We start from the raw sequence: 18,891 nt of genomic DNA, 5'->3' as shown, positions 1-18,891 counted from the left end.
GGCGGGATAAAAACTTCGCAAATCAATCTACTACAGCGCGAAGCCTCGCCGGCAGTCACCACGGACCTTTTGCAATGGTGAACAATATGACCGATTTAACCGCGCATGACGCCGCACCAGCCTGGCAAACCCGCGATCACCTTGATGACCCGGTGATCGGCGAACTGCGCAACCGTTTTGGGCCGGATGCCTTTACCGTTCAGCCAACCCGCACCGGCGTTCCGGTGGTTTGGGTGAAGCGTGAACAGCTGCTTGAGGTGGGTGATTTCCTGAGGAAATTGCCGAAGCCTTACGTGATGCTGTTTGACCTGCACGGCATGGATGAACGTCTGCGCACGCACCGCGACGGTTTACCCGCCGCGGATTTTTCCGTTTTCTATCATCTGATTTCCATAGACCGCAACCGCGACATCATGCTCAAGGTTGCCTTGTCTGAAAACGATCTGCATCTGCCGACCTTCACCAAACTGTTCCCTAACGCCAACTGGTATGAGCGTGAAACCTGGGAGATGTTTGGCGTGACCTTCGATGGTCACCCGAATCTGCGCCGCATCATGATGCCGCCGACCTGGGAAGGTCACCCGCTGCGTAAAGACTACCCGGCGCGCGCCACCGAATTTGACCCGTTTGAGCTGACCAAAGCCAAACAGGATCTGGAAATGGAAGCGCTGACCTTCAAACCGGAAGAGTGGGGCATGAAGCGCGGGACCGAAAACGAGGACTTCATGTTCCTTAACCTCGGCCCGAACCACCCCTCCGCTCACGGTGCGTTCCGTATTATTCTGCAGCTTGATGGCGAAGAGATCATCGACTGCGTGCCAGATATCGGCTACCACCACCGCGGCGCCGAGAAAATGGGCGAGCGCCAGTCCTGGCACAGCTACATTCCGTATACCGACCGTATTGAATATCTCGGCGGCTGCGTTAACGAAATGCCTTACGTGCTGGCGGTTGAGAAACTGGCGGGAATAACCGTGCCGGATCGCGTCAACGTGATCCGCGTGATGCTCTCCGAGCTGTTCCGTATCAACAGCCATCTGTTGTACATCTCCACCTTTATTCAGGACGTCGGGGCGATGACGCCGGTGTTCTTTGCCTTTACCGACCGTCAAAAGATCTACGATCTGGTGGAAGCGATCACCGGTTTCCGTATGCACCCGGCCTGGTTCCGCATCGGCGGCGTCGCGCACGACCTGCCCCGCGGCTGGGATCGCCTGCTGCGCGAATTCCTCGAGTGGATGCCGAAGCGTCTGGATTCCTATGAGAAAGCCGCGCTGCGCAACACCATCCTCATCGGTCGTTCGAAAGGGGTTGCCGCCTACAACGCGAAAGAAGCGCTGGAGTGGGGCACCACCGGCGCGGGCCTGCGCGCGACCGGCATCGGCTTCGACGTACGTAAATGGCGTCCCTATTCTGGCTATGAAAACTTCGACTTTGAGATCCCGACCGGCGGTGGCGTCTCCGACTGCTACACCCGCGTGATGCTGAAAGTGGAAGAGCTGCGCCAGAGCCTGCGCATTCTTCAGCAGTGCCTCGATAACATGCCGGAAGGCCCGTTCAAGGCGGATCATCCGCTGACGACGCCGCCGCCAAAAGAGCGCACGCTGCAGCATATCGAAACCCTGATTACGCACTTCCTGCAGGTTTCCTGGGGCCCGGTCATGCCGGCGCAAGAATCCTTCCAGATGATTGAAGCGACCAAGGGTATTAACAGTTACTACCTGACCAGCGACGGCAGCACCATGAGCTACCGCACCCGCGTGCGCACGCCAAGCTTCGCGCACCTGCAGCAGATCCCGGCCGCTATTCGCGGCAGTCTGGTCTCCGACCTGATTGTCTATCTGGGTAGTATCGATTTTGTTATGTCAGACGTGGACCGCTAATTATGCACGAGAATCAACAACCACAAACCGAGGCTTTTGAGCTGAGTGCGGCAGAGCGTGAGGCGATTGAGCACGAGAAGCACCACTACGAAGACCCGCGTGCGGCGTCCATTGAAGCGCTGAAGATCGTTCAGAAGCAGCGCGGCTGGGTGCCGGACGGCGCAATCTACGCTATCGCCGATGTGCTGGGGATCCCGGCCAGCGACGTAGAAGGCGTTGCGACCTTCTACAGCCAGATTTTCCGCCAGCCGGTGGGCCGTCACGTGATTCGCTACTGCGACAGCGTGGTGTGCCACATCACCGGGTTCCAGGGCATTCAGTCGGCGATTGAGAAGAAGCTGGATATCAAACCGGGTCAAACCACCTTTGATGGCCGCTTCACCCTGCTGCCGACCTGCTGCCTGGGCAACTGCGACAAGGGGCCGACCATGATGATTGATGAGGACACTCACAGTTATCTGACGCCGGAAGCGATTCCTGACCTCCTGGAGCGGTATAAATGAAAACCATTATTCGTACTGCCGAAACCCATCCGTTAACCTGGCGTCTGCGCGACGACAAACAGCCGGTATGGCTGGATGAATACCAGAGTAAAAACGGCTACGCCGGGGCGCGTAAAGCGCTCTCCGGCATGGCGCCGGATGAAATCGTCACTGCGGTAAAAGACGCTGGCCTGAAAGGGCGCGGCGGCGCGGGCTTTTCCACCGGTCTGAAGTGGAGCCTGATGCCGAAAGACGAGTCCATGAACATCCGTTACCTGCTGTGTAACGCTGATGAAATGGAGCCGGGCACCTATAAAGACCGCCTGCTGATGGAACAGCTGCCGCACCTGCTGGTGGAAGGCATGCTGATCTCCGCGTTCGCGCTGAAAGCCTGGCGCGGCTATATCTTCCTGCGCGGCGAATATATCGAAGCGGCGCAGCATCTGCGCCGGGCCATTGCCGAAGCGACCGAAGCGGGCCTGTTGGGTAAAAATATCCTTGGTACCGGTTTTGACTTCGAACTGTTTGTGCACACCGGGGCAGGGCGCTATATCTGCGGCGAAGAAACCGCACTGATTAACTCCCTCGAAGGCCGCCGCGCCAACCCACGTTCGAAGCCGCCGTTTCCGGCCAGCTCCGGCGTCTGGGGCAAACCGACCTGCGTAAACAACGTTGAAACCCTGTGCAACGTCCCGGCGATTCTGGCCAACGGCGTCGAGTGGTATCAGAACATTTCGACCAGTAAAGACGCCGGCACCAAGCTGATGGGTTTCTCCGGCCGCGTGAAGAATCCGGGCGTCTGGGAGCTGCCGTTCGGCACCACCGCGCGCGAGATCCTCGAAGAGTACGCGGGCGGCATGCGCGATGGCCTGAAGTTCAAAGCCTGGCAGCCGGGCGGCGCGGGCACCGACTTCCTGACCGAAGCGCATCTCGACCTGCCGATGGAGTTCGAAAGCATTGGTAAAGCGGGCAGCCGTCTGGGCACCGCGCTGGCGATGGCGGTTGACCATGAGATCGGCATGGTGCCGCTGGTACGCAATCTGGAAGAGTTCTTTGCCCGTGAGTCCTGCGGCTGGTGTACGCCTTGCCGTGACGGTCTGCCGTGGAGCGTGAAAATTCTGCGCGCTCTCGAGCGCGGCGAAGGCCAGCCGGGGGATATCGAGACGCTTGAGCAACTGTGTCGATTCCTCGGTCCGGGTAAAACCTTCTGCGCGCACGCGCCGGGTGCGGTTGAGCCGCTACAGAGCGCGATTAAATATTTCCGCGAAGAATTCGAAGCTGGCATTAAACAGCAGTTCAGCAATACCCATGCAATTAACGGGATTCAGCCGAACCTGCTTAAGACGCGCTGGTAATCTAAAGGTTTTTTTATTTTGGAAGCACGCTAATGGCTACGATTCATGTAGACGGCAAAGAGTACGAGGTCAACGGAGCGGACAACCTGTTAGAAGCTTGTCTCTCTCTGGGTCTTGATATTCCTTACTTTTGCTGGCATCCGGCGCTGGGAAGCGTTGGTGCTTGCCGCCAGTGTGCGGTGAAGCAATATCAGAACGCGGAAGACACGCGTGGCCGCCTGGTGATGTCCTGTATGACACCGGCATCCGACGGCACTTTTATTTCCATCGACGACGCAGAAGCGAAGCAGTTCCGCGAAAGCGTAGTTGAGTGGCTGATGACCAACCACCCGCACGACTGTCCGGTGTGCGAAGAGGGCGGCAACTGCCACTTACAGGATATGACCGTAATGACCGGTCATAGCTTCCGTCGCTACCGCTTTACCAAGCGTACCCACCGCAACCAGGATCTGGGGCCGTTCATCTCTCACGAAATGAACCGCTGCATCGCCTGCTACCGCTGCGTTCGCTACTACAAAGACTATGCTGACGGTACCGACCTGGGCGTCTACGGCGCTCACGACAACGTCTACTTTGGCCGTCCGGAAGACGGTACGCTGGAAAGCGAGTTCTCCGGTAACCTGGTGGAAGTCTGTCCGACCGGCGTCTTTACCGATAAAACGCACTCCGAGCGCTATAACCGTAAGTGGGACATGCAGTTTGCGCCAAGCATCTGCCAGCAGTGTTCCATCGGCTGTAACATCAGCCCCGGCGAGCGCTACGGCGAACTGCGTCGTATCGAAAACCGTTATAACGGTACTGTTAACCGTTACTTCCTCTGCGACCGCGGTCGTTTCGGCTATGGCTATGTCAATCTGAAAGATCGTCCGCGTCAGCCGGTTCAGCGCCGCGGCGACGATCTGATCACCCTCAACGCCGAACAGGCGATGCAGGGGGCGGCAGATATCCTGCGCCAGTCGAAGAAGGTAATTGGTATCGGCTCCCCGCGCGCCAGCATTGAAAGCAACTTTGCGCTGCGCGAGCTGGTCGGCGCCGAAAACTTCTATACCGGCATCGCGAAGGGCGAACAAGCGCGCCTGCAGATGATGCTGAAAGTGCTGCGCGAAGGCGGTATTCATACCCCGGCGCTGCGCGAGATCGAATCCTACGATGCGGTGCTGATCCTCGGTGAGGACATCACCCAGACCGGCGCGCGTATCGCGCTGGCGGTGCGTCAGGCGGTGAAAGGCAAAGCGCGTGAAATGGCGGCGGCGCAGAAAGTCGCCGACTGGCAGATCGCCGCGATCCTTAACATCGGCCAGCGCGCGAAGCATCCGCTGTTCGTGACCAATATCGACGACACGCGTCTTGATGATATCGCCGCATGGACCTACCGCGCGCCGGTGGAAGATCAGGCGCGTCTTGGCTTCGCCATCGCCCACGCGCTGGACGATAGCGCGCCGGCGGTCGAAGGGCTGAGCAGCGAGCTGAAAGGCAAAATCGACGTGATCGTTCAGGCGTTAGCCGGAGCGAAAAAACCGCTGATTGTTTCCGGAACCAACGCCGGCAGCATCGAGGTGATTCAGGCCGCCGCGAACGTGGCGAAAGCCCTGAAAGGCCGCGGCGCTGACGTTGGCGTGACCATGGTTGCCCGGGCAGTAAACAGCGTAGGCCTCGGGATGATCGGCGGCGGCTCGCTTGAAGAGGCGCTGAGCGAACTGGAGACCGGTAACGCCGATGCGGTTATCGTGCTGGAAAACGACCTGCACCGCCACGCTTCAGCCGCCCGCGTTGACGCGGCGCTGGCGAAAGCGCCGCTGGTCATGGTGGTTGACCATCAGCGTACGGCGATTATGGAAAAAGCGCATCTGGTGCTCTCCGCGGCAAGCTTCGCGGAAAGCGACGGTACCGTGGTCAACAACGAAGGTCGCGCCCAGCGCTTCTTCCAGGTTTACGACCCGGCCTACTACGACGCGAAAACCGTGATGCTGGAAAGCTGGCGCTGGCTGCACTCATTGCACAGCACCGTTAACAACCGCCAGGTTGACTGGACGCAGCTGGACCACGTGATTGACGCCGCCATTGCCGCGCTGCCGCAGCTGGCCGGTATCAAAGACGCCGCGCCGGATGCGACCTTCCGCATTCGCGGTCAGAAGCTTGCCCGTGAACCGCATCGCTATAGCGGTCGTACGGCGATGCGCGCCAACATTAGCGTGCATGAACCCCGTCAGCCGCAGGATAAAGACACCATGTTTGCCTTCTCCATGGAAGGGAACAACCAGCCGTCCGCGCCGCGCTCGCAAATTCCCTTTGCCTGGGCTCCGGGCTGGAACTCCCCGCAGGCGTGGAACAAGTTCCAGGATGAAGTGGGTGGTAAACTGCGCCACGGCGATCCGGGCGTGCGTCTGATTGAAGCCTCCGCCAGCGGTCTTGAGTACTTTACCGCGGTACCGGCAAGCTTCCAGGCTGAAGAAGGGAAATGGCGTATCGCGCCTTACTATCATCTGTTCGGCAGCGACGAGCTGTCGCAGCGTGCTCCGGTATTCCAGAGCCGCATGCCGCAGCCGTACGTTAAGCTGAACCCGGCAGATGCCGCGAAGCTTGGCGTGAACGAAGGGGCGATGGTTTCCTTCAGCGTTGATGGCCAGGCGCTTAGCCTGCCGCTGGTAATCTCGGCGGGGCTGACGGCAGGGCAGGTTGGCTTACCGATGGGCATGCCAGGGATTGCACCGGTGCTGACCGGAGCGCGTATTGATACTCTGCAGGAGGCGAAAGCATGAGTTGGTTAACTCCCGATCTCATCGACATTCTGTTAGGCATCCTTAAAGCGGTGGTGATTCTGCTGGTGGTGGTGACCTGCGGCGCGTTTATGAGCTTTGGCGAACGTCGTCTGCTGGGCCTGTTCCAGAACCGTTACGGGCCTAACCGCGTGGGCTGGGGCGGTTCGCTGCAGCTCGTCGCCGACATGATCAAAATGTTCTTTAAAGAGGACTGGGTTCCGCGCTTCTCGGATCGCGTGATCTTTACTCTGGCGCCGGTGATTGCCTTTACTTCGCTGCTGCTGGCCTTCGCCATTGTGCCGGTCAGCCCGACGTGGGTGGTGGCCGATCTGAACATCGGGATCCTGTTCTTCCTGATGATGGCAGGTCTGGCGGTCTATGCGGTGCTGTTCGCCGGCTGGTCGAGCAACAACAAATACTCGCTGCTTGGCGCGATGCGTGCTTCTGCCCAGACCCTGAGCTACGAAGTGTTCCTCGGGCTTTCCCTGATGGGCGTGGTGGCGCAGGCCGGTTCATTCAACATGACCGATATCGTCAACAACCAGGCGCATCTGTGGAACGTCATCCCTCAGTTCTTCGGCTTCGTGACCTTTGCGATTGCGGGCGTAGCGGTATGTCACCGTCACCCGTTTGACCAACCGGAAGCGGAACAGGAGCTGGCTGACGGTTATCACATCGAATACTCCGGCATGAAGTTCGGTCTGTTCTTCGTCGGTGAATATATCGGGATTGTTACCGTATCGGCGCTGATTGTGACGCTGTTCTTCGGCGGCTGGAATGGCCCATGGTTACCTCCTTTCATCTGGTTCGCGCTGAAAACCGCGTTCTTTATGATGATGTTCATTTTGATCCGCGCATCATTACCGCGTCCGCGCTATGACCAGGTAATGTCCTTTGGCTGGAAGGTATGCCTGCCGTTAACGCTGATCAACTTGTTGGTAACGGCGGCTGTCATTCTCTGGCAGGCGCAATAAGGGGTGAATTGACCATGACCTTAAAAGAATTATTGGTAGGGTTTGGCACCCAGGTCCGCAGTATCTGCATGATCGGGATGCACGCCTTTGCCAAACGTGAAACTCGGATGTACCCGGAAGAGCCGGTATATCTGCCGCCGCGCTACCGTGGCCGCATCGTGCTGACGCGCGATCCGGACGGCGAAGAGCGCTGCGTTGCCTGTAACCTGTGTGCGGTAGCCTGTCCGGTAGGCTGTATCTCTCTGCAAAAAGCGGAGACCAAAGACGGCCGCTGGTACCCGGAGTTTTTCCGCATCAACTTCTCGCGCTGCATTTTCTGCGGCCTGTGCGAAGAAGCGTGCCCGACCACGGCGATTCAGTTGACCCCGGATTTTGAGCTGGGCGAATACAAACGTCAGGATCTGGTGTACGAAAAAGAGGATCTGCTGATTTCCGGTCCGGGTAAATACCCGGAATATAACTTCTACCGGATGGCTGGTATGGCAATCGACGGCAAAGATAAGGGCGAAGCAGAGAACGAAGCTAAGCCTATCGACGTCAAGAGCCTGTTACCGTAAGGAGAGGGCAATGGAATTCGCTTTTTATATCTGTGGCCTGATAGCCATCCTCGCAACCCTGCGGGTGATCACCCACACCAATCCGGTGCACGCGCTGCTGTACCTGATCATTTCGCTGTTGGCGATCGCCGGGGTGTTCTTCTCCTTAGGGGCTTATTTCGCCGGTGCGCTGGAAATTATCGTCTACGCCGGGGCCATCATGGTGCTGTTCGTGTTCGTGGTGATGATGCTCAACCTGGGCGGCAGCGAAATCGAGCAGGAGCGCCAGTGGCTGAAACCTGGGATCTGGATCGGTCCGGCCATTCTCGCAGCGGTACTGCTGGTGGTTATCGTTTACGCCATCCTTGGTATTAACGATCAGGGTATCGACGGCGCGGCGATTAACGCCAAAGAGGTCGGTATTGCGCTGTTTGGTCCGTACGTTCTGGCGGTGGAGCTGGCCTCCATGCTGCTGCTCGCGGGCCTGGTTGTTGCCTTCCATATCGGCCGTGAAGAGCGCGTCGGGGAAGTGCTGAGCAACCGTCCGAACGACAGCGATAAAAGAAAAACGGAGGAACACGCATGATCCCCTTAACACATGGACTGATCCTCGCCTCTGTCCTGTTTGTCCTCGGCCTGACGGGGCTGGTCATCCGCCGCAATCTGCTGTTTATGCTGATTAGCCTGGAGATCATGATCAATGCCGCGGCGCTGGCTTTCGTGGTTGCAGGGAGCTACTGGGGCCAGACCGATGGCCAGATAATGTATATCCTCGCCATCACCCTCGCCGCCGCGGAAGCGAGTATCGGCCTGGCGCTGCTGCTGCAGCTCCATCGTCGTCGCCAGAACCTGAACATCGATTCAGTAAGTGAGTTGCGCGGATGAACATGCTTGCCTTAACCATTCTTTTGCCATTGATTGGCTTTGTTTTGCTGGCCTTCTCTCGCGGCCGCTGGTCGGAAAACTTATCCGCCACCGTGGGGGTAGGCTCGGTAGGCCTGGCGGCGCTGGTCACGGCGTTTGTCGGCGTTGACTTCTTCGCCAACGGCAAACAGGCGGTCAGCGTGCCGCTGTGGACCTGGATGTCGGTGGGCGACTTCAACGTCGGCTTCAACCTGGTGCTGGACGGTCTCTCTCTGACCATGCTGTCCGTGGTGACCGGCGTCGGCTTCCTGATCCATATGTTCGCCTCCTGGTACATGCGCGGCGAAGAGGGCTACTCCCGCTTCTTCGCCTATACCAACCTGTTTATCGCCAGCATGGTGGTTCTGGTGCTCGCTGATAACCTGCTGCTGATGTATCTCGGCTGGGAAGGCGTGGGCCTGTGCTCCTATCTGCTGATCGGCTTCTATTACACCGATCCGAAGAACGGCGCGGCGGCGATGAAAGCCTTTGTGGTGACCCGCGTCGGCGACGTGTTCCTGGCGTTCGCGCTGTTCATTCTCTACAACGAGCTGGGCACCCTGAACTTCCGCGAAATGGTTGAACTGGCGCCTGCGCACTTCGAAGCCGGTAATAACATGCTGTGGTGGGCAACCCTGATGCTGCTGGGCGGCGCGGTGGGTAAATCCGCGCAGCTGCCGTTGCAGACCTGGCTTGCGGACGCGATGGCCGGCCCAACCCCGGTCTCCGCGCTGATCCACGCCGCCACCATGGTGACCGCTGGCGTCTACCTGATTGCGCGTACCCATGGCCTGTTCCTGATGACCCCGGAAATTCTGCATCTGGTGGGTATCGTCGGAGCGGTAACGCTGGTGCTGGCAGGCTTCGCCGCGCTGGTGCAGACCGATATCAAACGCGTGCTCGCGTATTCCACCATGAGCCAGATTGGCTACATGTTCCTCGCGCTCGGCGTGCAGGCGTGGGATGCGGCGATTTTCCATCTGATGACCCATGCGTTCTTTAAAGCGCTGCTGTTCCTGTCGTCCGGTTCGGTGATTCTGGCCTGCCACCACGAACAGAATATCTTCAAGATGGGCGGCCTGCGTAAGTCTATTCCGCTGGTATACGTCTGCTTCCTGGTGGGGGGCGCGGCGCTGTCCGCGCTGCCGCTGGTGACGGCGGGCTTCTTCAGTAAGGATGAGATTCTGGCGGGCGCGATGGCGAACGGTCATCTGAATCTGATGGTTGCCGGCCTGGTCGGGGCGTTTATGACCTCCCTGTACACCTTCCGTATGATTTTCATCGTGTTCCACGGCAAAGAACAAATTCACGCTCACGCAGGGAAGGGGATTACCCATCATCTGCCGCTGATTGTGCTGCTGGTGCTCTCGACCTTTGTTGGCGCGCTGATTGTGCCGCCGCTGGAAGGCGTACTGCCGCAGACCACCGAGCTTGAACACGGACGCGTCATGACGCTGGAAATTGCCTCCGGGGTGATTGCTATCGCCGGTATTCTGATTGCCGCCTGGCTGTGGCTGGGTAAACGCACGCTGGTGACGTCGATTGCCAACAGCGCGCCGGGTCGTCTGCTCGATACCTGGTGGTACAACGCCTGGGGCTTTGACTGGCTGTATGACAAAGTGTTCGTTAAGCCGTTCCTCGGCGTGGCGTGGCTGCTGAAGAGCGATCCGCTGAATGCCCTGATGAACATTCCGGCGATCCTTTCCCGTTTCGCAGGCAAAGGCCTGGTGGTGAGCGAGAACGGCTATCTGCGCTGGTATGTGGCTTCTATGGGCATCGGCGCTGTCGTGGTGCTGGCGCTGCTGATGGTATTGCGTTGAGTTTGAGGATTGTGGGCGTTGTCGGTTAACCCGACTTACAAGCAGTAGGCCCGGCAAGCATAGCGCTGCCGGGCAATAACACCCGCAATCCGAAGTGAATTTTCTGTGAGAATTCGTTGAAAATCGGTCCTGAACGGGACTTTAACAAGGAATAAAGATCGCCATGTTATTACCCTGGCTAATATTAATTCCCTTCATCGGCGGCTTCCTGTGCTGGCAGACTGAACGCTTTGGCGTGAAGATGCCGCGCTGGATCGCGCTGATCACTATGGGATTGACGTTTCTGCTTGGCCTGCAGTTGTGGATGCAGGGCGGCTATTCTCTCACGCAATCTACCGGTATTCCGCAGTGGCAGTCGGAATTCGTGATGCCGTGGATCCCGCGATTCGGGATTAGCATTCATCTGGCTATCGACGGTCTGTCGCTGCTGATGGTGGTGCTGACCGGGCTGCTCGGCGTGCTGGCGGTGCTCTGTTCATGGCGCGAAATCGAGAAATATCAGGGGTTTTTCCATCTTAACCTGATGTGGATCCTGGGCGGCGTGATCGGCGTATTCCTGGCTATCGACCTGTTCCTGTTCTTCTTCTTCTGGGAAATGATGCTGGTGCCGATGTACTTCCTGATCGCGCTGTGGGGCCATAAGGCTTCCGACGGTAAAACGCGTATCACGGCGGCAACCAAGTTCTTCATTTATACCCAGGCGAGCGGTCTGGTGATGCTGATATCCATCCTGGCGCTGGCGTTTGTTCACTTCAACGCTACCGGCGTATGGACCTTCAACTATGAAGAGCTGCTGAAGACGCCGATGTCCCACGGCGTGGAATACCTGCTGATGCTGGGCTTCTTTATCGCTTTCGCGGTAAAAATGCCGGTGGTTCCGCTGCACGGCTGGCTGCCGGATGCGCACTCTCAGGCGCCGACCGCGGGTTCCGTTGACCTCGCGGGGATCCTGTTGAAAACCGCGGCCTACGGCCTGCTGCGCTTTGCGCTGCCGCTGTTCCCGAACGCTTCCGCCGAATTTGCCCCCATCGCGATGTGGCTGGGCGTCATCGGTATCTTCTACGGCGCGTGGATGGCCTTCAGCCAGTACGATATCAAGCGTCTGATTGCTTACACCTCCGTTTCCCACATGGGCTTCGTGCTGATTGCTATCTACACCGGCAGCCAGCTGGCTTATCAGGGCGCGGTGATTCAGATGATTGCTCACGGTCTGTCCGCTGCCGGCCTGTTTATTCTTTGCGGTCAGCTTTACGAGCGTCTGCATACGCGCGATATGCGTCAGATGGGCGGTCTGTGGAGCAAGATCAAGTGGCTGCCTGCGCTGTCGATGTTCTTTGCGGTCGCGACCCTCGGGATGCCGGGTACCGGTAACTTCGTCGGCGAATTTATGATTCTGTTCGGCAGCTATAAAACCGTGCCGGTGATTACCGTTATTTCGACCTTTGGTCTGGTGTTCGCTTCCGTGTACTCGCTGTCGATGCTGCATCGCGCGTACTTTGGTAAAGCAAAAAGCGAAATCGCCGCGAAAGCGCTGCCGGGAATGTCCCTGCGTGAACTGTCGATCATCCTGCTGCTGGTCGTTCTGCTGGTGCTGCTGGGCTTCTTCCCGCAGCCGATTCTGGACACCTCGCACTCTGCGATGAGCAACATTCAGCAGTGGTTTGTTAATTCTGTTTCTACTACAAGGCCGTAATTCGCCATGACAATAACTCCACAACAACTGATCGCACTGCTACCGCTGCTGATCGTCGGCTTGACGGTGGTGGTTGTGATGCTCTCCATTGCGTGGCGACGCAATCATTTCCTCAATGCCACGCTGTCGGTTCTCGGCCTGAACGCCGCGCTGATATCACTCTGGTTCGTGGGTCAGAACGGAGCGATGGACGTCACGCCGCTGATTCGCGTTGACGGTTACGCGATGCTCTATACCGGGCTGGTGCTGCTGGCGAGCCTCGCCACCTGTACTTTCGCCTACCCGTGGCTTGAGGGTTACAAGGACAACAAAGAAGAGTTCTATCTTCTGGTGCTGATCGCCGCGCTGGGCGGTATTCTGCTGGCGGGCGCTAACCATCTGGCGGCGCTGTTCCTCGGCATTGAGCTGATTTCGCTGCCGCTGTTCGGCCTGGTGGGCTACGCCTTCCGCCAGAAACGTTCGCTGGAAGCCAGTATCAAATATACGATTCTGTCCGCCGTTGCCTCTTCGTTTCTGCTGTTCGGTATGGCGCTGGTGTATGCCAACTCCGGTAACCTCTCCTTCCTGGCGCTCGGTAAGAGCCTGACGGATGGCATGCTGCACGAGCCGCTGCTGCTGGCTGGTCTCGGTCTGATGATTGTCGGTCTCGGCTTTAAGCTGTCGCTGGTGCCGTTCCATCTGTGGACGCCGGACGTATACCAGGGCGCGCCTGCTCCGGTTTCCACCTTCCTGGCGACCGCCAGTAAAATCGCCATCTTTGGCGTGGTCATGCGCCTGTTCCTCTATATGCCGGTGGGCGACAGCGAGGCGGTACGCGTGGTGCTGGGCCTGATCGCCTTTGCTTCGATTATCTTCGGGAACCTGATGGCCCTGAGCCAGACCAATATTAAACGTCTGCTCGGCTACTCTTCCATTTCTCATCTTGGCTATCTGCTGGTGGCGCTGATTGCTCTGCAGAGCGGTGAGATGTCGATGGAAGCGGTGGGCGTTTATCTGGCAGGGTACCTGTTCAGCAGCCTCGGCGCGTTTGGCGTGGTGAGCCTGATGTCCAGCCCGTACCGCGGCCCGGATGCCGATTCGCTCTACTCCTACCGTGGCCTGTTCTGGCATCGTCCGATTCTGTCGGCGGTAATGACGGTGATGATGCTGTCTCTTGCCGGTATTCCGATGACGCTGGGCTTTATCGGTAAGTTCTACGTGCTGGCGGTGGGTGTGCATGCGCACCTGTGGTGGCTGGTCGGCGCGGTAGTGGTGGGTTCAGCGATTGGCCTCTACTACTACCTGCGCGTGGCGGTAAGCCTCTATCTGAGCGCGCCGGAGAAACTGAATCGCGATGCGCCGTCTAACTGGCAGTACAGCGCCGGAGGCATCGTGGTGCTCATCTCCGCGCTGCTGGTGCTGGTGCTGGGCGTTTGGCCGCAGCCGCTCATCAGCATCGTACAATTGGCTACGCCGCTGATGTAATGCTATCTTTAGCCAGAGAAAAGGATCGCTTCGGCGGTCCTTTTTTTATCTACGCAAAAGCGCCAGGCGCTTTCTTTACTCTTTTTCGTATTATTCATGCTTTTTATCATATTAATCTCACTTTACGTTTCCACTCATCCTCTTATTTTCCGTACTATTATTACTACGCACGCTATTGTGTTTTGTAGATGGAGAAAGTGAATGAAAACAAGACGTAAGCATTTGACTGTCGGGGAGGTTCAGCGTTTGGTTGAAGCGGCCAGGCGGGGAGCAAACCCGGAGCGCGATGTCTGTTTACTGTGGATGTGTTTTAATCATGGTTGTCGAGTGAGCGAAATTCGTCACTGGAAGCTCTCTGATATCGATATTCAAAGCGGGGTCATTTATATTCGTCGACTGAAGAACGGCTTTTCAACCACTCATCCTATTTATAAACAAGAGGTAAAGGTACTCAACGAATGGCTGCGCGTGCGTGATAATTATCCCGGAAATAATTCTGGCTGGCTCTTTCTGTCACGAAATGGCCAGCCTTTATCCCGGCAGAGAATATACCAGATGATGAAGAACCTGAGCCTCGTCGCCCAGCTGGAAATCAACGCGCATCCGCATATGCTGCGCCACGCATGCGGTTTCGCGCTGGCTAATAAGGGGGTGGATACGCGATTAATTCAGGACTTTCTTGGACACCGGAATATTCAGCACACGGTTATCTATACAGCCAGTAACGATGCGAGGTTTAGAGAAGTTTGGTAAACGGAATAGTCATTTTGTATCAAACTGACTCCTATGCTATCCACAGGTAGTAACAATGTCAATTTATGATTAACAATATTTTTTACTATTATTTTCATATAGTTATATTAAGTATAGGTGTCATGTATTTTTTAATTGTTTTAATTGGCTTTATGTATGGTTTGTTCCGCCTCTCATTCTTTAGCTTTTTATCGTGTTTATTGGGATTTTTCCTGATAAATATGAAATCAAAAACGCCTTCCCTGGCAATTTATATTCTAATTAATTGAAGTGGTCATATTGATACATAATGACCACTTCAAAATATTATATCCATTTCATGGGTCAATGTTTTGTTGCGTTATTAATATCAAACGTAAATAAAAGGATGCGCAGGGTATTGCGCTTATAAGTTAATGCATCGACTGCATTGAAAAGGATAAATCATGAAAAAAACATTACTTGCTGCTGTTGTCGCCGGTTGCGCGGCGTTCTCTGGTGCTGCGCTGGCGGATGACGGTCAGGTGAAGTTTATCGGCGATATTATCGATGCGGGCTGCGACGTGGTGAACGACCTGTCCAACCCGCTGGAAGTTCAGATGGGGCAGATTGCCAAGACCGCGTTTAGCGGTACGGGGTCTACTGCGGCTGAACAGAATTTCGCGATTAAACTGGAAAACTGCCCGACTACCGTCACCAAAGCATCGGTACTGTTCTCCGGCGCTAACGTCAACGGTGATAATGATAAACTGCAGCTGACCGGAGCGGGTACCGATCCTGCCGTTGCCGAAGGCGTGGCCCTGCAGCTGGTTGACGCCAGCAGCAACGCGACGCTGCCGCTCTATACGCGTTCTGCCAGCCTGACCATCCCCGCTACCGGCAATATCGATCTGCCGTTCCGCGTCCGTTATATCCAGACTGAAAGCACTATCGTTGCGGGTAAAGCTGACGGTACAGCCAACTTTACCATCAGCTATAACTAATTTTCCGTCTATATGACAGTGTTAGCGAGCCCTATGTGGCTCGCTTTTCCAGGGAGCTGGAGATGCAAAAATACCTGAAAGTGCTAATAGCTGGATGGCTGTTGGTCGGCGCTGCGGCGCATGCGGGCGTGGTGACCGGCGGAACTCGTCTGATTTATCCCGGCGGTAAAAAAGAGTCCTCACTGAGCGTAACCAATAATGATGCTACGCCTTATCTCATTCAAAGCTGGGTTGAAAGTAATAAGGGCGCAGCCCCTTTTCTGTTAACGCCGCCTTTATTTCGCCTTGAGGGCGAGCAGCAAACCCGACTGCGGGTAATTTACAGCGGCGGCTTACCGGAAAATAAAGAAAGTATGTTCTGGATGAACATCAAAGCGATTCCCTCCTCGCAGGCTAAAGCCGGCGCCAATACCCTACAGATCGCTATCAAAACGCGCATCAAATTAATTTATCGACCTAAATCCGTTGAGGGAACGCCGGAGATGGTGACGGAGCAGCTTCGCTGGACGCGCAGCGGCAATACGCTACAGGTCATGAATCCCACCGCCTTTTATATGAATTTTGCCGAGGTCAAAGTGGGGGGCGCCGAAGTTAAAGAGGCCAATTGGGTGGGGCCAGGAGAAACGGCGCGCTTTCAACTGCCGGGCGTCAGCGCGGGCGCTTTGCAGTGGAAACTGATTAACGATTATGGCGGTACCGGCGCGCTGCACCACGCGAATTTGTAGAGGCTTTCAGGCCAGGGAGTTCCAGGGAAAATGAAAAATAATCATAATAAATGGCGGCTTAACCGGATAGCCGGCGCTCTGGCCGTTGCGCTGCTACCGCTGTGTGAAGATGTCCTGGCGCGGGAGGTTTTTAACCCGGCCCTGTTGGAAATGGACGGCCCGCATACGGGCGTCAGGGATTTATCCGCTTACGAGCAGGCTGGCGGACAGCTGCCGGGGACCTATCGGGTAGATATTTATCTTAATAACGTTTTTATGGACACCCGCGATGTGGTTTTTCAGCAGAGCAAAGGGCCGGGAATAACGGAATTACAGCCTTGCCTGACGGTAGACGATTTGGCCGAATGGGGCGTGCGCGTCTCCCAATTTCCAGAGCTGGGCCGCAGATCGCCCGGCTGCGCGGATATCAGCGTGATACCGCAGGCAAAATCTGATTTTCGCTTCAGCCAGCAGCGCCTGCTATTGAGCTTCCCGCAGGCGGCGGTGACCAGCGCCGCCCGCGGCTGGGTGGATCCGAAACAGTGGGATGAGGGGGTGCCGGCGATCCTGCTGAATTACTCCTTTAGCGGGGCAAATAACTGGTCACGTCAGAACGATACGCCGGACAGCGATAATCAATACGTTAACCTGCGCCCCGGTATCAACGTCGGGCCGTGGCGTTTACGTAACTACACGACCTGGTCGCGCAGCAGCAGCGGGGGAGAGTCCAGCAATAGTTGGGACACGGTTTATACTTATGCGCAGCGCAACATCAAATCGCTACAGGGGGTGATGACGCTGGGCGATAGCAGCACGGACGCCGACGTTTTTGAGGGCGTTCCCTTTCGCGGGGCGATGCTGGCTTCCGATGACGATATGCTGCCGGAAAGCCTGCGCGGCTACGCGCCCGTCGTTCGCGGGATTGCGCGCACTAATGCTCAGGTCATTATTCGCCAGAACGGCTATGAGATTTACCAGACCTACGTCGCGCCTGGCGCTTTTGAAATCACCGATATGTACCCGACCGGCGGCTCGGGTGATTTAGCCGTCACCATCAAAGAGGCGGACGGCAGCGAGCAGAACCTGATCGTACCTTACGCTTCGCTCCCTGTCCTGCAGCGCGAAGGGCGGCTGAAATATAGCATGACCTCCGGCGTGTATCGCGCCTACGACAACAGCATTGACGAAACGCCCCTCACGCAGGCGACGGCAATCTACGGCTTGCCCTGGGGGTTAACCCTGTACGGCGGCGGCCAGTTTAGCAGTAAGTACCAGTCGGTGGCGCTGGGAATGGGGAAAAACCTCGGTGAACTGGGCGCCGTATCGACCGATATCATCCAGGCCTGGTCGACCCGACAGGATAAAGATAAAGAGAGCGGGCAGTCGGTACGTCTGCGTTACAGCAAAGACCTCCCGGGCCTGGGGACTAACGTAAGCCTGGCGGGATATCGCTATGCGACCAGCGGTTACTGGGATATGCAGGAAGTGCTGGATACCTATCGGGATGACAACTACACGCCTTCTATTGAACGGAGGCGCAACCGCGGGGAGGTGACGATCAGCCAGAGCCTTGGCGAAGAAATGGGGTCGCTGTCGCTGAGCTATATTCGCGAAGATTACTGGAATACCGGCCGCACTATGGAGTCAGTGGGCGTCGGATACAACAATAGCTGGCGCGGCATCAGCTATAGTATGAACTACAGCTATAACCGCAATACGACCGACCAGAACACCGGTAAGCGTAATGATGAAGACCACCTTTTTGCCCTGAGCATCAGCGTGCCTTTGGGGGAATGGCTACCGAAGCCGGTTTATGCCAACTACTCCCTGAACAGCAGTAAAAATGGCTCCACCAGCAACAATCTGGGCCTCTCCGGCACCTTGCTGGAGCGTAATAACCTGAGCTGGAGCGTGCAGGAAGGCTACACCAGCCAGGGAAGAGGGGAGAGCGGCAGCGTCAATGCGGACTGGCGTGCAACCTATGCTGAACTTACCGGCGGCTACAGCCATGATAAATACAGCCATCGGCTGAACTACGCCCTGCGCGGCGGAGCGCTGGTACATGAAAACGGCCTGACGCTGGGGCAGCCTTTCGGCGAAACCGTCGCTCTCATCAGGGCGCCCGGCGCCGCCGGCGTCGGCGTGAATAGCCAGACAGGGGTCAGAACCGACTGGCGAGGCTATACCGTCGTGCCTTACGCCTCGCCGTATCGTAAGAATATCCTGACGCTCGATACCACGACGATGCCGGACGATGTCGACCTCGAGTTGGCGACGCAGACGGTTGTGCCTACCCGTGGGGCGGTGGTTCGCGCAAATTATGCCACCAGCGTGGGTAACCGGGTACTGATGACGGTACGCCAGGAGAACGGGCAACCCCTGCCTTTCGGGGCCATGGTCAGCGTCCCCGGGGCGGCATCCTCTGAGCAGGCGTTCATCGTTGGCGATGGCGGACAGGTCTACCTGACCGGACTGGAATCTAACGGCGTACTCAACGTGAAGTGGGGCTCCGGGACGCAAGACCGCTGCCAGATCCACTATGCGCTGCCGTCAGCAAAAGAACTTACCGGCATTATTGTGGCCCAGGCGCAATGCCGATAATC

General features: G+C 57.0%; 15 protein-coding genes. All 15 read left to right on the top strand.

Annotated features, from left to right (window positions below; genetic code table 11):
* Window positions 1–74 precede the first annotated feature (74 nt).
* The 15 genes from nuoC to MKleb_RS19085 all read left to right on the top strand — a co-directional run bounded on the left by nuoC (window position 75) and on the right by MKleb_RS19085 (window position 18,889).
* Window positions 75–1,883: an NADH-quinone oxidoreductase subunit C/D gene (gene nuoC, locus MKleb_RS19155; protein ID WP_025106676.1), complete on the top strand. Its 1,809-nt coding sequence runs from the start codon at window positions 75–77 to the stop codon at window positions 1,881–1,883.
* Window positions 1,884–1,885: 2 nt separating this feature from the next.
* On the top strand, window positions 1,886–2,386 hold the full coding sequence (gene nuoE / locus MKleb_RS19150; protein WP_004104075.1) for an NADH-quinone oxidoreductase subunit NuoE: 501 nt from the start codon (window positions 1,886–1,888) through the stop codon (window positions 2,384–2,386).
* A complete protein-coding gene (gene nuoF, locus MKleb_RS19145) occupies window positions 2,383–3,720 on the top strand; it encodes an NADH-quinone oxidoreductase subunit NuoF (RefSeq protein ID WP_004852841.1) in 1,338 nt (445 codons plus the stop codon). Before nuoE ends, nuoF begins: the two co-directional genes overlap by 4 nt.
* 32 nt (window positions 3,721–3,752) lie before the next feature.
* Entirely contained in the window at window positions 3,753–6,479 is a 2,727-nt protein-coding gene (gene nuoG / locus MKleb_RS19140) for an NADH-quinone oxidoreductase subunit NuoG (RefSeq protein ID WP_025106677.1), read from the top strand.
* Window positions 6,476–7,453: an NADH-quinone oxidoreductase subunit NuoH gene (gene nuoH, locus MKleb_RS19135; protein WP_004104068.1), complete on the top strand. Its 978-nt coding sequence runs from the start codon at window positions 6,476–6,478 to the stop codon at window positions 7,451–7,453. The genes nuoG and nuoH overlap by 4 nt, the downstream gene beginning before the upstream one ends.
* A gap of 14 nt (window positions 7,454–7,467) precedes the next feature.
* Window positions 7,468–8,010: an NADH-quinone oxidoreductase subunit NuoI gene (gene nuoI, locus MKleb_RS19130; RefSeq protein WP_004104066.1), complete on the top strand. Its 543-nt coding sequence runs from the start codon at window positions 7,468–7,470 to the stop codon at window positions 8,008–8,010.
* Between the two features lie 10 nt (window positions 8,011–8,020).
* A complete protein-coding gene (gene nuoJ, locus MKleb_RS19125; RefSeq protein WP_014230252.1) occupies window positions 8,021–8,575 on the top strand; it encodes an NADH-quinone oxidoreductase subunit J in 555 nt (184 codons plus the stop codon).
* On the top strand, window positions 8,572–8,874 hold the full coding sequence (gene nuoK, locus MKleb_RS19120) for an NADH-quinone oxidoreductase subunit NuoK (protein ID WP_004104062.1): 303 nt from the start codon (window positions 8,572–8,574) through the stop codon (window positions 8,872–8,874). Before nuoJ ends, nuoK begins: the two co-directional genes overlap by 4 nt.
* Window positions 8,871–10,712 (top strand): NADH-quinone oxidoreductase subunit L, encoded by a 1,842-nt coding sequence (gene nuoL / locus MKleb_RS19115; RefSeq protein ID WP_217076072.1) that lies wholly within the window; start codon window positions 8,871–8,873, stop codon window positions 10,710–10,712. Before nuoK ends, nuoL begins: the two co-directional genes overlap by 4 nt.
* Before the next feature lie 163 nt (window positions 10,713–10,875).
* Window positions 10,876–12,405, top strand: a complete 1,530-nt coding sequence (gene nuoM, locus MKleb_RS19110) for an NADH-quinone oxidoreductase subunit M (protein WP_004104059.1) — start codon at window positions 10,876–10,878, stop codon at window positions 12,403–12,405.
* Between the two features lie 6 nt (window positions 12,406–12,411).
* Window positions 12,412–13,869, top strand: a complete 1,458-nt coding sequence (gene nuoN, locus MKleb_RS19105; protein ID WP_004852828.1) for an NADH-quinone oxidoreductase subunit NuoN — start codon at window positions 12,412–12,414, stop codon at window positions 13,867–13,869.
* 201 nt (window positions 13,870–14,070) lie between these two features.
* Complete coding sequence (locus MKleb_RS19100) at window positions 14,071–14,622, top strand: tyrosine-type DNA invertase (protein ID WP_025106679.1); 552 nt, start codon at window positions 14,071–14,073, stop codon at window positions 14,620–14,622.
* Window positions 14,623–15,047: 425 nt separating this feature from the next.
* A complete protein-coding gene (locus tag MKleb_RS19095) occupies window positions 15,048–15,584 on the top strand; it encodes a fimbrial protein (RefSeq protein WP_014230249.1) in 537 nt (178 codons plus the stop codon).
* Window positions 15,585–15,646: 62 nt separating this feature from the next.
* Window positions 15,647–16,309: a fimbrial biogenesis chaperone gene (locus MKleb_RS19090; protein WP_014230248.1), complete on the top strand. Its 663-nt coding sequence runs from the start codon at window positions 15,647–15,649 to the stop codon at window positions 16,307–16,309.
* Window positions 16,310–16,339: 30 nt separating this feature from the next.
* On the top strand, window positions 16,340–18,889 hold the full coding sequence (locus MKleb_RS19085) for a fimbria/pilus outer membrane usher protein (RefSeq protein WP_025106681.1): 2,550 nt from the start codon (window positions 16,340–16,342) through the stop codon (window positions 18,887–18,889).
* The last annotated feature ends 2 nt before the right edge of the window (window positions 18,890–18,891 follow it).

Source organism: Klebsiella sp. PL-2018 (assembly GCF_019048985.1).
In the GTDB taxonomy this organism is placed as follows: domain Bacteria; phylum Pseudomonadota; class Gammaproteobacteria; order Enterobacterales; family Enterobacteriaceae; genus Klebsiella; species Klebsiella michiganensis.
This window is presented reverse-complemented; position numbering and strand designations above follow the sequence as displayed.

What these genes read in the sequence shown, in the direction of transcription:
- nuoJ (WP_014230252.1), top strand. Translation starts at nt 8,021, where the DNA reads ATGGAATTCGCTTTTTATATCTGTGGCCTGATAGCCATCCTCGCAACC.
- MKleb_RS19100 (WP_025106679.1), top strand. Translation starts at nt 14,071, where the DNA reads ATGAAAACAAGACGTAAGCATTTGACTGTCGGGGAGGTTCAGCGTTTG.
- MKleb_RS19090 (WP_014230248.1), top strand. Translation starts at nt 15,647, where the DNA reads ATGCAAAAATACCTGAAAGTGCTAATAGCTGGATGGCTGTTGGTCGGC.
- nuoF (WP_004852841.1), top strand. Translation starts at nt 2,383, where the DNA reads ATGAAAACCATTATTCGTACTGCCGAAACCCATCCGTTAACCTGGCGT.
- nuoI (WP_004104066.1), top strand. Translation starts at nt 7,468, where the DNA reads ATGACCTTAAAAGAATTATTGGTAGGGTTTGGCACCCAGGTCCGCAGT.
- nuoL (WP_217076072.1), top strand. Translation starts at nt 8,871, where the DNA reads ATGAACATGCTTGCCTTAACCATTCTTTTGCCATTGATTGGCTTTGTT.
- nuoG (WP_025106677.1), top strand. Translation starts at nt 3,753, where the DNA reads ATGGCTACGATTCATGTAGACGGCAAAGAGTACGAGGTCAACGGAGCG.
- nuoK (WP_004104062.1), top strand. Translation starts at nt 8,572, where the DNA reads ATGATCCCCTTAACACATGGACTGATCCTCGCCTCTGTCCTGTTTGTC.
- nuoM (WP_004104059.1), top strand. Translation starts at nt 10,876, where the DNA reads ATGTTATTACCCTGGCTAATATTAATTCCCTTCATCGGCGGCTTCCTG.
- MKleb_RS19095 (WP_014230249.1), top strand. Translation starts at nt 15,048, where the DNA reads ATGAAAAAAACATTACTTGCTGCTGTTGTCGCCGGTTGCGCGGCGTTC.
- nuoN (WP_004852828.1), top strand. Translation starts at nt 12,412, where the DNA reads ATGACAATAACTCCACAACAACTGATCGCACTGCTACCGCTGCTGATC.
- nuoE (WP_004104075.1), top strand. Translation starts at nt 1,886, where the DNA reads ATGCACGAGAATCAACAACCACAAACCGAGGCTTTTGAGCTGAGTGCG.
- nuoH (WP_004104068.1), top strand. Translation starts at nt 6,476, where the DNA reads ATGAGTTGGTTAACTCCCGATCTCATCGACATTCTGTTAGGCATCCTT.
- nuoC (WP_025106676.1), top strand. Translation starts at nt 75, where the DNA reads ATGGTGAACAATATGACCGATTTAACCGCGCATGACGCCGCACCAGCC.
- MKleb_RS19085 (WP_025106681.1), top strand. Translation starts at nt 16,340, where the DNA reads ATGAAAAATAATCATAATAAATGGCGGCTTAACCGGATAGCCGGCGCT.